Origin of the sequence: Kineosporia sp. A_224, from assembly GCF_002198655.1 — a bacterium.
Lineage (GTDB): Bacteria > Actinomycetota > Actinomycetes > Actinomycetales > Kineosporiaceae > R-H-3.
On record NZ_MWLN01000063.1, the window covers coordinates 1 to 14,479 of the forward strand.

Genomic DNA, 14,479 nt, shown 5'->3' on the forward strand with positions numbered 1-14,479 from the left:
CCCCTCGTCGTCTCCCCCGGCCGGTCGCCCCCGGCGGACCCGCGCCGCGCCTGACCTCCGACCGGAGGGCCGCGCGGCAGCCGCGTCCCGCCCGACAGCGCCGCCGCGACCCCGCGCGGCGCGACCTCCCGGAGGCCTCCCGTGCCACGCACGCCCAAGAACGCCGAGAACGACCCGACCGACGACCCGTTCCACGCGAAGAAGGACCCGACGAAGGAACCGGAGAAGACCCCGGAGCGCGACCCGAAGGGCGACCGCCGGGCCGCCGACGCCGCGCTCGGCCGCAAGGAGCCGCTCGGCCGCGGCACCGTCGTCCGCGCGCTCGCCGCGCTCCTCGTCGTCGGCGCGAGCCTCGCCGCGGCGCTGCTCATCCCGCCGCGGCTCGGCCTCGACCTGCGCGGCGGCACCCAGATCGTGCTCCAGACCCGGGACGGCGTCGGCGTCGTCGCGAACGCGGAGAACACCGACCGCGCCCTCGAGGTGCTCCGCAAGCGGGTCGACGCGCTCGGCGTCGCCGAACCGACCCTGGCCCGCTCCGGCGAACGCCGGATCATCGTCGAGCTGCCGGGCGTCCAGGACCCGCGCGAGGCGGCCGAGGTCATCGGCCGGACGGCACAGCTGACGTTCCACCCGGTGCTCGGCCCGGGCGACCCGGCCGCCGTCCGGGACCCGGCCGCCGCGCCGGCCGCCCCGGCCGACCCGTCGAAGGAGCAGACCCTCGCCGACGAGGACGGCCAGCCCTTGCAGCTCGGGCCGGCGGCCCTCACCGGCTCCGCGGTCGACGACGCCGCGCCCCAGACCGACCCGCAGCAGGGGCCGGGCTGGTTCATCACCATCGACTTCACCGGCCCCGGCGGGACGGCGTGGCAGCAGCTCACCGGCGCCGCCGCCTGCGCCCAGCCCGGTGACCCGCAGCGCCGAGTCGCGATCGTCCTCGACGACCGGGTCATCTCCTCCCCGCAGGTCGACCCGTCGATCGGCTGCAACGTCGGCATCGGCGGCGGCTCGACCCAGATCACCGGCCAGTTCACCGACGCCGAGGCCCGCGACCTCGCCGCGCTCGTCCGGGGCGGCTCGCTGCCGCTGCCGGTCGACGTCCTCGAGCAGCGGACGGTCGGCCCGACCCTCGGGGACAGCGCGATCGAGGCCTCGACCCGGGCGGCGATCATCGGGCTCGCGCTCACTGCCCTGTTCATCACCGTCGTCTACCGGCTCGTCGGCCTGCTCGCGACGCTCGCGCTGGCCTCGTACACGCTCATCGCGTACGGCGTCCTCGTCTACCTCGGCGCGACGCTCACGCTGCCGGGCCTGGCGGGCTTCGTCCTCGCGATCGGGCTCGCGATCGACGCGAACGTGCTCGTCTTCGAACGCGCCCGGGAGGAGTACGCCGCGAGCGCCACGACGGCGCGCGGCACCGCCCGGACCCCGCGGGCCCGGCTCGGCAGCGCGCTCACCGCGGGCTTCGACCGGGCCTGGAGCGCGATCCTCGACTCGAACGTCACGACGCTCATCGCGGCCGGGCTGCTCTTCTGGCTGGCGTCGGGGCCGGTCCGCGGCTTCGGGGTGACGCTCGGGATCGGTGTGCTCGCGTCGATGGTGTCGGCGCTCGTCGTGACCCGGGTGCTCGCCGAGATCGCGCTGCGCAACCGTTGGGCCGTCCGGCATCCGGGCATCACCGGTGTCGCCGGCAGCGGCCGCGTGCGCCGGTTCGTCGAGGAGCGCGGGCCGGACCTGTCGCGCCGCACCGGGATGTTCCTCGCGATCAGCGCGCTCGTCGTCGTCGTGAGCTTCGCGGGGGTCGCGCTGCGCGGGCTCAACCTCGGGGTCGAGTTCACCGGCGGGCGGCTCCTGCAGTACTCGACGTCGTCCCAGCTCGACGTGACGGCCGCCCGGGAGGCGGTGGGCGAGGCCGGTTTCCCGACGGCGGTCGTCCAGGTGACGGGCGAGGGCGGCACCGAGGAGGTGACGGTCCGCACCCGGCCGATCAGCAACGACGAGGCGGCACAGATCGAGGCAGCGCTCAAGGCCCTCGACCCGCAGGTGACGAAGGAGTCCGACGAGCTGGTCGGCCCGACGCTCGGCCAGGAGCTGCGGAACAACGCGCTCATCGCGCTCGGCGTGGCGCTCGCGGCGCAGCTGCTCTACCTGGCGTTCCGGTTCCGCTGGACGTTCGGGCTCGCGGCCGTGCTCGCGATGCTCCACGACGTCGTCGCCGTCGTCGGGCTCTTCGCCTGGCTCGGGCGGCCCGTCGACGGGGTGTTCCTCGCGGCGGCGCTGACGATCATCGGCATCTCGGTCAACGACTCCGTCGTCGTCTTCGACCGGATCCGGGAGACCTGGCGGGAACGACCCGGCGAGCCGTTCGCCAAGGTCGCCTCCCGGGCCGTGCTGCAGACGCTCCCTCGCACCATCAACACCGGCATCGGCGCGATGGCGATCCTCGGTGCGCTCACGGTGCTCGGCGGCGACTCGCTGCGCGACGTCTCGCTGGCGCTGCTCGCCGGGCTCGTCGTCGGCACCTGGTCGACGGTCGCGACGGCGGTGCCGCTCGCGGCGGTCTTCGAGCGGCTGCGGGCGCGCCGGCTCGGGTCGTCCGGGCCTATCGGGGCCGGCGCCGCGCCGGGCGGCCCCGGCCCGAAGGCGAGGCGGACGCCGGTGGGTGCCGGGGCGTCCGGCCGCGGCGGGCGGTGGGCGGACGCCGAGGACCCGACCGACCCGTACGCGTTCGTCGACAAGGGCGGCGCGGTGAAGCGGGGCACGGCCGACTGACGCGGTGGCCTGTCCCGGGCGGCGCTACGTCGCCCGGGGCAGGCCGAGCACGACGCGGTGCAGCAGGACGCCGAGGGCGTCCTTCTCGGCGTCGTCCAGGCAGGAGACCGCGGCCGACTCCGTGGCGTTGACGCCCGGGAGCAGGTCGTCGACGAGGCGGCCGCCGGCGTCCGTGACCTCGAAGATCGCGAGCCGGCGGTCGGCGGGAGCCGGACGCCGCAGGAGCAGGCCGCGGCGTTCGAGGGTGGCGGCGACGCCGCTCAGCGTCGCGCGCGAGACACCGACCTCCGCGGCGACGTCCCGGGACTCGCGCGGCCCGTCGAGCCACAGCGTCCACAGCACGACGAACGCCGTCCACGACAGGTCGGCCTCGCGCAGGGCGGTCTGCTCGAGGCGGCGGCGGACGGCGGCGGCGGCCCGGTGCAGGTTCTGCAGGGCGGCGAGCGCGGCGAGGTCCAGCGGCATCCCGGCGAGGTGCTCGGCGACGGTGCGCTCGGTCTCCTCGAGCGTGCGGGTCCCGCGCACAGCACCTCCTCGCGGCGGCCCGTGCGCCGCCCGTCGCGTGCCGAGAACCTAACCGGCGGCCGCACCGGCCCGGCACGGACCTTGGTCCGGACAGGGCTTGCCAAGGTTACCGACGGGTAGCATGATGTGGTTACTCGTGAGTAACACACATGGAGGGCGACAGCCATGAGCCACTACAAGCCCAACCTCCGCGACATCGAGTTCAACCTCTTCGAGGTCCTCGGGCGGGCCCAGGTGCTCGGGCAGGGCCAGTACGAGGACGTCGACGCCGAGGTCGCGCACGACATGCTCACCGAGGTCGCCCGGCTCGCGGTCGAGGACCTCGCGCCGTCCCTCGTCGACAGCGACCGCAACCCGCCGGTCTTCGACCCCGCGACGCACTCGGTGACGACTCCCGAGTCCTTCCGGAAGAGCTACCAGGCCTACGTCGACGCCGAGTTCTGGCGGGCCGACGTCCCCGCCGAGATCGGCGGCACCCCGATCCCGCCGTCGCTGCGCTGGGCGATGGCCGAGATGGTGCTCGGCAGCAACCCGGCCGTGCACATGTTCAGCTCCGGCTTCGCCTTCGCCAAGGTCCTCTACGTGCTCGGCGACGGCGACCAGAAGACCATGGCCAAGCACATGGTCGACAACCACTGGGGCGCCACGATGGTGCTCACCGAGCCGGAGGCCGGCTCGGACGTCGGCGCCGGCACGACGAAGGCCGTGCAGCAGCCCGACGGCACGTGGCACATCAGCGGCGTCAAGCGGTTCATCACGTCGGCCGTGTCGGACTTCCAGGACAACATCGTCCACCTCGTGCTCGCCCGCCCCGAGGGGGCCGGCCCCGGCACGAAGGGGCTGTCGCTGTTCGTCGTCCCGCAGTTCCACGTCGACCTCGCGACCGGCGCCATGGGCGAGCGCAACGGCGTCTTCGTGACGAACGTCGAGAACAAGATGGGCCTCAAGGCCTCCACGACGTGCGAGCTGCGCTTCGGCGAGGTCGACGGCATCCCGGCCGTCGGCACCCTCGTCGGCGGCACCCACAACGGCATCGCGCAGATGTTCAAGATCATCGAGGCCGCCCGGATGATGGTCGGCACCAAGGCGATCGCGACACTGTCGACGGGCTACCTCAACGCGCTCGCGTACGCCAAGGAGCGCGTCCAGGGCGCCGACCTCACGCAGATGACCGACAAGGCCGCGCCGCGCGTGACGATCACGCACCACCCCGACGTCCGCCGCTCGCTCATGACGCAGAAGGCGTACTCCGAGGGCCTGCGGGCGCTCGTGCTCTACACGGCGGCGCAGCAGGACGCGATCGCGGTCGCCGATGCTGCGGGCGACCGGGACGAGATGGCCGAGCGGGTCAACGACCTGCTCCTGCCGATCGTCAAGGGCGTCGGGTCGGAGCGGTCCTGGGTGCTGCTCGGCACCGAGTCGCTCCAGACGTACGGCGGCTCGGGCTTCCTCCAGGACTACCCGCTCGAGCAGTACGTCCGCGACGCGAAGATCGACACCCTCTACGAGGGCACGACGGCGATCCAGGGCATGGACTTCTTCTTCCGCAAGATCGTGCGGGACAAGGGCGCCGCGCTCCAGCACGTCGCCGGCCAGATCGCCGAGCTCGTCAAGGCCGGCGGTGCGGACGACGCCCTCGCCACCGAGCGCGAGCTGCTCGGCAAGGGGCTGGACGACGTCCAGGGCATCGTCGGCACCATGGTCGGCGCCCTCATGACGAGCGACCCGCGGGCCGAGGGCGGCGACGTCCGCAACGTCTACAAGGTCGGCCAGAACACGACCCGGCTGCTCATGGCGACCGGTGACGTCGTCATCGGCTGGCTGCTGCTCAAGCAGGCCGAGGTCGCGCTCGCCAAGCTCGCCGAGGGGCCGTCCGCCAAGGACAAGCCCTTCTACGAGGGCAAGGTCGCGGCGGCCCGCTTCTTCGCCCGCACCGTGCTGCCGCGGATCGCGGCCGAGCGGGCGGTCGCCGAGGCCATGGACAACGCGCTCATGGACCTCGACGAGGCGGCCTTCTGACGCACCACCCCTGACGGCAGGCGCCGGGTGCCCTTCGACGGGTGCCCGGCGCTTCGCTCTGTACCGGTCGGGCTCACGCGGCCGGTCGGGCTCGCGCAGCCGGTCGGGCTCGCGCGGCTCAGGTGGTGAAGCGCGGCGGCGGACGGCGGTCCGCCATCGGCAGGTGCGGGAGCAGGGCCTGGCCGCGCGGCGTGAGCCGGTAGCCGACGAGCAGGCTCTCGGTGAGCCCGAGGGCCTTGAGCCGGCGCACGCGCAGCTTGAACTCCTGCCGCTCGAGGCCGTCGAGACCGACCCGGGGCGCGAGGTCTGTCGACACGACCCCGGGGTGCGCGGCGACGAGCCGCAGCACGACCGACGTCCACGGCGCACCGGCCGCGGCGTCCATCCGGGCGAGCCGGCGGAGCAGGTCCGCGACGTCGCCCGGGCCGAGGTCGGCGGTGGCGCCGAGCACGGCGCGCGGGTCCTCGCCCTCCTCGACGGTGAAGCGGAGCCGGTAGAGCGGCAGGTCGGCGTCCCCGCGGACGGCCTCGAGCAGTGCCGCCGGCGAGGCGTACCCGGCGGCCGCCGCGTCGTCCGCGGTGACGTCCTGCGGTGCGACGACGTCGACGGCCACGACCCGCACCCTCGGCCCGTCGCCGCCGGTGCGGTACACCCCGCCCGCGACGACCTGCGGACGACGCCAGCGCCGCAGCGCGACCGTCACCGAGCCGTCGGCGAGACCGTCGCGCAGCCGCTTCTCGAAGAGCACCCCTCCAGTGTGCTCGCCGCGGTGCCCGTCGTGGTGCCTGTCGTGGTGCCTGTCGTGGTGCCTGTCGTGGCGGTCATGGCGCCGGGACTGGCACCTTCTCGGCGAGGAACGCCACCTGGTCGGCGGCGACCTGCTCGAACAGCGGCGGCACGTAGGGGTCGAAGTGACCCCCGGAGTACTCCAGGACCCGCACGTCGCGGATCCGCCCGGCGACCTTCCGGGACGCCCCCGGAGGCGTGACGACGTCGTCCGTCGCGACCTGGACGAGGACCGGGCAGCGCAGCCCGCGCACCGCCCGGCCCGGCGAGTAGAAGGGCATCGCGAGGCTGACCCGGGCAGCGACGATGCCGGCCACCGGCACGTGCTCGGGCGACTGCGCGGTCATCCGCTCCCAGCCGGGCAGCGCGTCCGGCGACTGCAGGACAGCCCCCGACCCCGGCGCCCCGATCGACGACACGTAGTGCGGGCCGCGGCCGACCGCGGCGAGCGCGAGGTCGGCGAACGCCCGGATGCCGAGCGCGAGCGAGACCGTGGGGCGCAGGGCGAGCGCGCTCGCGAGCCCGTCGACGTGCGGGACCTGGGCGACGACCGCAGCGACGCGGGCGTCCTGCGCTCCGACCCGCAGCACGTGGCCGCCGGACAGCGACGTCCCCCAGAGGACGACGCGGTCGGCGTCGACGCCGGGCAGCGAGCGGGCGAAGGCTACTGCGCTTCGCCAGTCCTCGTGCTGCCTGCGGATCTTCAGCAGGCGGCGCGGCTGCCCGTCGCTGTCGCCGAAGGTGCGGTAGTCGAAGAGGACGACGACGTACCCGGCGGCGGCGAACCGCTCCGCGAAGGCCGGCAGCCGGGTGCGCCGGTCACCGCCGAAGCCGTGCGCCATGACGACGGCGGGGCCGCCGCCGGCCGCGGGCCCGGGGGCCGCACCGGCCGGGCGGTAGACCCAGGCGGCGCAGCGGACGCCGCGGGACTCGAAGGCGGCGTCCTCCCGGACGAAGGTCGGCGCGCCGGCGCTCGGGCTGGTCTCCATGGGACCAGCAGAACCGTACCAACGCTTGTTGTCAAGGTTGGGTTCTGTCTCGACGCTGCCGTACGGGTCAGACGTCCGCCACGGTCGGTGCCACGTCGCTGTGGTCGGGGAGGACGATCGTGCGGACCGCGGGGACGCCGGGCGCGACGACGGTGCGGCAGCGACCGCCCCGCTTGGCCGCGTAGAGCGCGTCGTCGGCCCGCTCGACGATGGACCGGGGCTCCTCGTCGAGCACGGAGACGGCGAGCCCCACCGAGGCGCTCTGGCCGTCGGGGACCGCGGCGAGGAGCCGGGCGGAGACGATGAGCGCCTCCTCGACGCTGCAGCCCGGCAGGCAGGCGGCGAACTCCTCGCCGCCCCACCGGGCGAGCAGGTCGCCGGGGCGCAGCGCCGCCTGCCACGAGCGGCCGGCGTCCTGGAGGAGCCGGTCCCCGGCGAGGTGGCCGCGGCTGTCGTTGTACGCCTTGAAGTGGTCGATGTCGATCATGAGGACGGCGACCGGCAGGCCCGCCGTGGCGCAGCGCCGCTGCACCGCGGCGTACGACTCCTCCCAGGCCCGCCGGTTCGGCAGACCGGTGAGCGCGTCGGTGCCGGACAGCCGCAGCAGCTCCAGCGCCTGCCGCTCGACGCCGCGCACGAGCCGCGCCACCCGGAGCAGGACGAACGCGAAGAGCATCGCCACGCTCGCCGAGGCGAGGGCGGCGGCCGGGCGGCCGTGGACGAGGGCCACCCCGAGCGCCGCGAGCGGTCCGGACAGCCCGACGAACCACAGCGGGAGCAGAGCCGGCCGGCGCAGCCGCGGCGTCCCCGTCGCGTCGTCGACGCCGGGCGCACCCGCCCCGTCGCGGCGCCGGGCCACGGCGCCGGGGCGGGCGAGGGAGCCGAGCACCGCGTCGATGCAGCGGCGGGCGACGTGGGTGCGGGTGGCAGCCCGGCGCGCCACCGGCACGACCGACCGCCACGGCACCTCGTCGGGCACGGCCGACGGCCGACGCCCGAACACACCCCGCGCTCGCACCATGCGACCACCTCGCCCGTCGTTGCCACGCCACGCCCCTCCGACGCGGCGGCAACCGACCACGGCGGACGTCGGGCGGCAGCCGGCCCGAGGGCCGCACACCGCACCTGACGACCCGTCCGTCATCGGTGAGGGAACCGTAGCCGGACGGTCGAGCGATTCATGATGATCCTAGGCTCTTGCGTGGTTCACACCAATAGTGCGTGTCGCTGTCTGCTCATGATCAATCACGCTCAGACGTTTGTCGATCTTGTTCGGTGACGATGGGTGGTCACCTCGTCGATGGGGCGAGAGAGCGGCCCGCGAGACCGGCGCAAGCGGTTCGGCATCGAGATGACCCTGCGTGACACTGGGGCCGATCAGGACATCGAACGGAACGCCTGTCACACGCGTCACCGCAGGTCACACGGGACCCACCCGCCACGCGGAGTGATCTTCGGTGCGGGCCTCGGGGCGGCGGACCGGGCCGCGCCCAGGGCGCCGGACGTCACGGCAGGTGTAACGCCGGGGGGCCCGCGAGCGCTATGACCACTGCCAAGCGTCGGGGGACGACGCCGCACGCCCGGAGCCGGGTGCCGCGGCACGCACCCGGCGGAGCACCGGCGTCCCCGCCGTCGCCGTCCACGGACGCCGGCGCGGGAACGCCCCGGACGACACGGAGGACGCCCCGTGCGGGAGGGCCGACCGCTGACGCCGGACCAGACCCGGGATGCGCTCGACGAGGTGCTCGCGCGGGCGCGCGCCGGCGACGAGGCCGCCTTCGTCCAGCTCTACCGGGCGCTGCACCCGCGGGTCCTGCGCTACGCGGCCTCCCTCGTCGGCGCGGACGCCGAGGACGTCGCGGCCGAGGCGTGGCTGCACGTCGCCCGGGACCTGCCTGCGTTCCGCGGCGACGGCGACGGCTTCCGGGCGTGGGTCACGACGATCACCCGCAACCGCGCCCTGGACCACCACCGGTCGCGAGGACGGCGGCCCGTCGTCCTCGACGACGTCCTCGCGTTCACCGACCGCCCCTCCGGGGACGACACGGCCGCGGACGCCGTCGAGCGGCTCTCGACCGCCCGGGCGATCGCCCTCGTCGCCACGCTGCCGCGCGAGCAGGCCGAGGCGGTCATGCTCCGCGCCGTCGTCGGCCTCGACGTCGCCGCCGCGGCGCAGGTGCTCGGCAAGCAGCCCGGCGCCGTCCGGGTCGCGGCGCACCGCGGGCTCAAGCGGCTCGCCGCCGAGCTGTCCCGACGGGCGGAGCCGGCCCGACGGCGGGCGACGCCGTGACGGGCCGCCGCGTAACGCCGTCGAGGCACCCGGCGCTGAGGGAGGTGACATGAGCATCTTCAGCCGCCACCGCCTCGGCCGGCGCCAGTCCGAGCAGCTGCTCGACGGCGCCCGGCCCGCCTCTCCCGCCTTCGACGACCTCGTCGGGCTGCTCGCCGCCGCCCGCGGCCCGCACCCCGCGGACGCCGAGCTCCCCGGCGAGCAGGCTGCCCTGGCAGCGTTCCGGAGGGCCGTGCCGACCGCCCCCGCGGCGGGCGTCGCGCCCGCCGGCCCGCACCTCCTCGAGGAGAACAGCCCCGTGCGAACCCTTGCCCTGCGGCGCCTGCTCGCCGTCAAGGTCCTTGCCGCGAGCGTGCTCACGGTCGGCCTCGGCGGCGTCGCCATGGCCGCGACCGGGATGCCGCTCGTGCCCGGCGGCGACCACCGCAGCAGCACCGCGGCCGCCCACGCGTCACCGACCGGCTCGCCGTCCGACCGGCCGAGCACCGCACCGTCCGGCCCGGGCACCCGCTCCGGCAGCCCGTCCGCCACCCGCACGCACTCCGCCGGGCACCGCCGCACCCACGAGAAGCAGCTCGTCGCCTGCTGGGCCTACGGCGCCGGGCGCTCGAAGGCGACGCCCTCGCCCGTCAAGGCCGGGATGCCCTTCGCCGACCTCGCCCGGGCCGCGGGCGGCAGGGACCGGGTCGCCGCCTACTGCGCGGCGCTCGTCGCCGAGCTCTGCACGAAGGCCGACGCCGGGCACCTGCCCGGCTGCCCGAAGGCCGACCCGACCCGCAGGGCCTCGGGGTGGCCGTCCGACCGGCCGACCCGGTCCGGCACGAAGCCGGCGACCCGCCCGGCCCCGAGCGGCTCGCCGACCGACCGGCCCACCGCGCGGCCGAGCCGCAGCGCTCCCGGCGGCTCGCCGACGCAGCACCCGTCGCAGACCCGGACGGGCCACTGACCGCAGCGGCCCCGGCCGCCGGACCGCACCTCACGGAGCCCGGTCCCCCTCACCCGGCTCCCACCCCGCTGCGGCGGCGACCGCACCCCCCGGTCGCCGCCGCAGTGCTGTCCGGGCGGCGTCCCCGGGACCGTCGCAGGCCCGCACTACAGTGCGCCGGGTGAGCACGGGGCTGCCGGACGGGCCGGGGACGCGGGCGACGCCGGTCCCCGGCGGGGCGCGCGGGTTCGACGCGCTGCCGTACCACCGGGCCGTCGCCCAGCGGGTGCGGATGCTCGAGCCCGCGTCGTGGTCGTCGTTCGCGCAGGCCGCGGGCGAGGACGACGGCACCGGCCTCGACGAGGCGCTGCGCCGCGGCGCGTACCGGCTCGACGCCGCCGCCCACCCGCAGGTCGCGGCAGCGGCCGGGCGCGCCGCGGCCGCCCTCGGGGTCGACGTGCCGGTGAGCACGCACCAGCTCGAGGGCGGAGCGGGCGCGAACGCGTCCCTGCTCTTCACCTCGGGCGAGGCCGTCGTCACCTTCTCCGGCCCGCTGCTGGACCTGCTCGGCCCCGGCGAGCTCACCGCCGTCCTCGGTCACGAGCTCGCGCACCACGTGCTCTGGCGCCTCGACGGCGCCGCGCTGCTCGTCGCCGACCGGCTGCTGGACGCCGTCGCCCTCGACGCCCGGACACCCCCGGTCTGGGTCGAGACCGCCCGGCGCTGGAGCCTGGCGACCGAGCTCGCGGCCGACCGGGGAGCGCTGCTCGCCTGCGGTGACCTGCGGACGGCAGTGGCGGCCCTCGTGCGGACGACGACCGGCCTGGCCTCCGCGGACCCGGACGCCTTCCTCGCGCAGGCCCGGTCGGTCGACCCGGCCGCCGGCGCCGCACCCGGCCGGAGCCACCCGGAGACCGTGCTGCGCGCCTGGGCGCTCGAGGCGTGGTCCCGCTCGCCCGACGAGGGCGACGAGGCGGTCGCCGCCGTCCTCGGCACCGGCCTCGACCTCGAGGCCCTCGACCTGCTGGACCGGGAGCGGCTCGAGACGCTGACCCGGCGGGTCGTCGAGGCGATGCTCGCCGACCCGGCCCTGGCGACCGACGCCGTCCTCGCGCACGCGCGGCAGTTCTTCCCGGACGTCGCGCCGACCCCCGGCGCCGCCGCCACGTTCTCGGTGCCCGCCTCGGCGACCGACGCCACCCGCCGCTACCTCGCGTACGTCCTGCTCGACCTCGCGACCGTCGACCCCGACCTCGAGGACGGCGGCCGGCGCGCCGCGCTCGCCCTCGCGGCCTCGACCGGGCTCGGGGCCGCCGTCGCGGACGCGGCGGCCCGGGAGCGCCTCGTCCCGGCGGCGACCCTCGACCGGCTCGTCGCCGCGGCCGGAGGCCCCGCATGAGCGTCCACGCCTCCGTCCAGTCGCTCGTCGACCTCGCCCGCGAGCGCGGCGGCCTCGGCGCCGACGACCTCGTCGCCGCGCTCGTGCCGCTCCTGCGGCAGGTCGCGGACCTGCACGCCCACGGGCAGGTCGCGCCGCTGCGCGGGCTGGCCGGCGTGACGGCCGACGAGCGCTACCGGCTGCTCGTCGACCCGGCCGCTGCCGGCCCGCCGCACCGGGAGGACGCCCGCCTCGGCGCCGTCCAGCGGCCGCAGGAGTCCGGTGCCGTCGAGGTCACCGGTCGCGGCGCCGTGACCCACGACGTCGCCGGCGGCGACGCGCGGTACCGCGGCGACGTCCTCGAGCCGCGCGACCCGGCCGCCCCGCTCACGCCGGACGACGTGACCCGGCCCGTCCTCGTGCCCGGCTGGCAGACCTGGGAGGACGTCCTCGGCCACCACGACGCGCTCACCGACGTCGCGAACCTCGGCGGCCTGCTCTGCGCGCTCGCCTGCGGCCTCGACCTCGCGCTCGCCGACGACGTCGAACGGCTCGCCGCCGCCCGCGGCAACCTCTTCGCCCTGAACCCGCGGATCCACCCCGTCGTCGCGCAGGTCGCCACCCAGATGTCCGACCCCGACCGGTACCAGCGGGCGCAGGACGTGCTCTCCCTGGCCGACCGGCTCGAGGACTACCGGGACGCCCCGGTCGACCTCGACCTCGGGCAGGTGCTCGCCGGGGCGGGCGCCCAGGCCGACCGCCGCCGCGCCGTCCTCGTCGCGTTGCGGGACAGGCTCTTCGACCTCTCGCGCCGCAACCGGCTCGTGCACTTCCGCAGCAGCCGGCAGTCCCTCGACCTCACCGAGGCGTCGGTGCCGCTGCTCCTCGACGTCCGCAACATCCGGCCCGAGCAGCTCTTCACGTGGACCCCGGCCGTCGCGAAGAAGGTGCTGTCCGGCAAGGGGTTCGTGCTCGGATCGGTCCTGCGCTGGGACGACGCCCCCTACGCCGCGGCGATCCTCGACGGGATCATCGCGCAGGCCCGCCGGGACCGCGCCGAGTACGGCACCGCCCAGCTCCGGCTCGTCGTCGCGTTCCTGCGCTGGCACGACCTCAAGGGCGAGCGGAGCGAGCGGATCTCGTCCCCGCTGCTCCTGCTGCCGGTGACGCTCACCCGCAAGCGCGGCGTCCGGGACAGCTACGTGCTCACCGCCGAGGGCACGACCGCCGAGGTCAACCCCGCTCTGCGGCAGCAGCTCTCGGTGCTCTACGGGCTCACCCTGCCGGAGCGGGTCGACCTCGCCGACGACTCACCTGCGGGCGGGGTCGCCGGGCTGCACGCCGACCTCGCGCGGCAGATCGCGGCGTCCGAACCCGCGGTCACGCTGACCCTGCAGGACCGGCCGCGGGTCGAGCTCGTCCGGCAGCGGGCGCTCGTGCGGCTCGACGCGTTCGAGCGGGCCGCGGCGCGCAGCCGGTCCGGCGCGGGCCGGCTCGAGGTCGGCCGGCGCTCGTACGCCTACTCCTACCGCCGCAAGGACTACGCGCCGCTGGGGATCCAGCTCTTCCGGGACCGGGTCGCGCACCGGCCCGCGCCCTTCGGCACGGTGCTCGGCGAGGCGCCCCGCACCGACCCGGCGACGGCGCACGCGGCGGACCCGGCGGGCGGCGTCGTCCGGGAGACCGACACCTACAGCCTCGACCGGGGCGCAGCCGGCAACCCGTACGCGTGGGACGTCGACCTGTGCGCACTGACGGTCGCGAACCTCAACTACCGCACCATGTCGCTCGTCCGGGACTTCACCGAGCTCGTCGAGGGCGGCACGACGTGCGCGGCCTTCGACCGGGTCTTCTCCCTCGAGCCGCGCCCGCTCGACCCGCCGCACCGGCGCGAGCTCGCGCTCACCGACCGGTACCTCGTCGTCCCTGCCGACGACTCCCAGGTCGCCGCGGTGGCCCGGGCCCGCGAGGGCGAGTCGTTCGTCATCCAGGGCCCGCCGGGCACCGGCAAGTCGCAGACGATCACGAACCTCGTCGCCGACTACGTCGCGCAGGGCCGGCGGGTGCTCTTCGTCTGCCAGAAGCGGGCGGCGATCGACGTCGTCCACGCCCGGCTGCGCCAGCAGGGCCTCGACGAGCTGACCTGCCTCATCCACGACAGCCAGGCGGACAAGAAGGCGTTCGTCCACGGCCTGCGGGACACCTACGAAGCCTGGACAGCCGGTGCGGGCCCCGACCCCGAGCAGGTCGAGCAGACCCGCCGCGAGGTCGTCGCGGCGATCGACGCCGAGCTCTCCCGGGTGCGCGGCTACGAGAGCGCCGTCGGCGCCCCGACCGCCGGCGGCGGGCCGACGACCCGTGAGCTCCTCGAGCGGCTCGTCGACCTGCGCGCGCAGGCCTGGTCGGACGGCGCCCTGCCGGCGGTCCGCCGGATGCTGCCGACCGCGGCCGCCTGGTGGGCGGCCCGGCCGGTCGTCGACCGGGTCGCGGCCGCGCTCGCCTCGACCGGCGCCGAGCCGGTGCTCGCGGCGAGCCCGGGGCGCTTCCTCGCACCGGGCGTGCTCGCGGCGACCCGGCCGGACGCCGAGGTCGCCGTCCGCGGCCCGCAGGCGGCGCAGGCGGTCCGTGACGTGCTCGCCACGCTCCGCGCGGTCTCCCGCCCCGAGGCCCCGGACGGCGTGGCCTGGCCGGACGACGCCGGTGCCCCGGCGCTGCGGCTCGGCGAGGCGCTGGCCGTCGCGGAGGTCGGCCTGCTCGTCCTGCCGCTCGCGGAGCGCGGCCGGGCCGCGGCGCCGGGG

The 14,479-nt window shown here is 76.2% G+C and carries 10 protein-coding genes; 6 read left to right on the top strand and 4 right to left on the bottom strand.

Annotated features, from left to right (window positions below; genetic code table 11):
- Positions 1-141: 141 nt before the first annotated feature.
- Positions 142-2,769: a protein translocase subunit SecD gene (gene secD, locus EDJALFJO_RS05155; RefSeq protein WP_088282886.1), complete on the top strand. Its 2,628-nt coding sequence runs from the start codon at positions 142-144 to the stop codon at positions 2,767-2,769.
- A 24-nt stretch (positions 2,770-2,793) separates the two neighbouring features.
- Here secD and EDJALFJO_RS05160 read toward each other — a convergent pair whose 3' ends face one another.
- A complete protein-coding gene (locus tag EDJALFJO_RS05160) occupies positions 2,794-3,294 on the bottom strand; it encodes a MarR family winged helix-turn-helix transcriptional regulator (protein ID WP_088282888.1) in 501 nt (166 codons plus the stop codon).
- Between the two features lie 165 nt (positions 3,295-3,459).
- On the opposite strand from EDJALFJO_RS05160, the gene EDJALFJO_RS05165 reads away from it, so the two are divergent.
- Positions 3,460-5,313 (top strand): acyl-CoA dehydrogenase, encoded by a 1,854-nt coding sequence (locus EDJALFJO_RS05165; protein ID WP_088282890.1) that lies wholly within the window; start codon positions 3,460-3,462, stop codon positions 5,311-5,313.
- A gap of 118 nt (positions 5,314-5,431) precedes the next feature.
- On the opposite strand, the gene EDJALFJO_RS05170 is transcribed toward EDJALFJO_RS05165, so the two are convergent.
- The 3 genes from EDJALFJO_RS05170 to EDJALFJO_RS05180 all read right to left on the bottom strand — a co-directional run bounded on the left by EDJALFJO_RS05170 (position 5,432) and on the right by EDJALFJO_RS05180 (position 8,109).
- Positions 5,432-6,061 carry a hypothetical protein gene (locus EDJALFJO_RS05170; protein ID WP_088282892.1) on the bottom strand — a complete coding sequence of 210 codons (630 nt, stop codon included), beginning with the start codon at positions 6,059-6,061 and terminating at the stop codon, positions 5,432-5,434.
- Positions 6,062-6,134: 73 nt separating this feature from the next.
- Positions 6,135-7,088: an alpha/beta hydrolase gene (locus EDJALFJO_RS05175; RefSeq protein ID WP_088282894.1), complete on the bottom strand. Its 954-nt coding sequence runs from the start codon at positions 7,086-7,088 to the stop codon at positions 6,135-6,137.
- Between the two features lie 67 nt (positions 7,089-7,155).
- Positions 7,156-8,109, bottom strand: coding sequence for a GGDEF domain-containing protein (locus EDJALFJO_RS05180; RefSeq protein WP_143448301.1), 954 nt, complete (start codon positions 8,107-8,109; stop codon positions 7,156-7,158).
- A gap of 666 nt (positions 8,110-8,775) precedes the next feature.
- Between EDJALFJO_RS05180 and EDJALFJO_RS05185 the strand changes: the two genes are divergently transcribed.
- From EDJALFJO_RS05185 to EDJALFJO_RS05200, 4 genes are all read left to right on the top strand, one after another.
- Positions 8,776-9,378 carry an RNA polymerase sigma factor gene (locus EDJALFJO_RS05185; RefSeq protein WP_198950023.1) on the top strand — a complete coding sequence of 201 codons (603 nt, stop codon included), beginning with the start codon at positions 8,776-8,778 and terminating at the stop codon, positions 9,376-9,378.
- Between the two features lie 49 nt (positions 9,379-9,427).
- Entirely contained in the window at positions 9,428-10,324 is an 897-nt protein-coding gene (locus EDJALFJO_RS05190; protein ID WP_088282898.1) for a hypothetical protein, read from the top strand.
- Between the two features lie 160 nt (positions 10,325-10,484).
- Positions 10,485-11,702, top strand: coding sequence for a M48 family metalloprotease (locus tag EDJALFJO_RS05195; protein ID WP_088282900.1), 1,218 nt, complete (start codon positions 10,485-10,487; stop codon positions 11,700-11,702).
- The coding region (locus tag EDJALFJO_RS05200) for a DUF4011 domain-containing protein (protein WP_143448302.1) at positions 11,699-14,479 on the top strand (2,781 nt) is incomplete at its 3' end. The genes EDJALFJO_RS05195 and EDJALFJO_RS05200, both read left to right, overlap by 4 nt.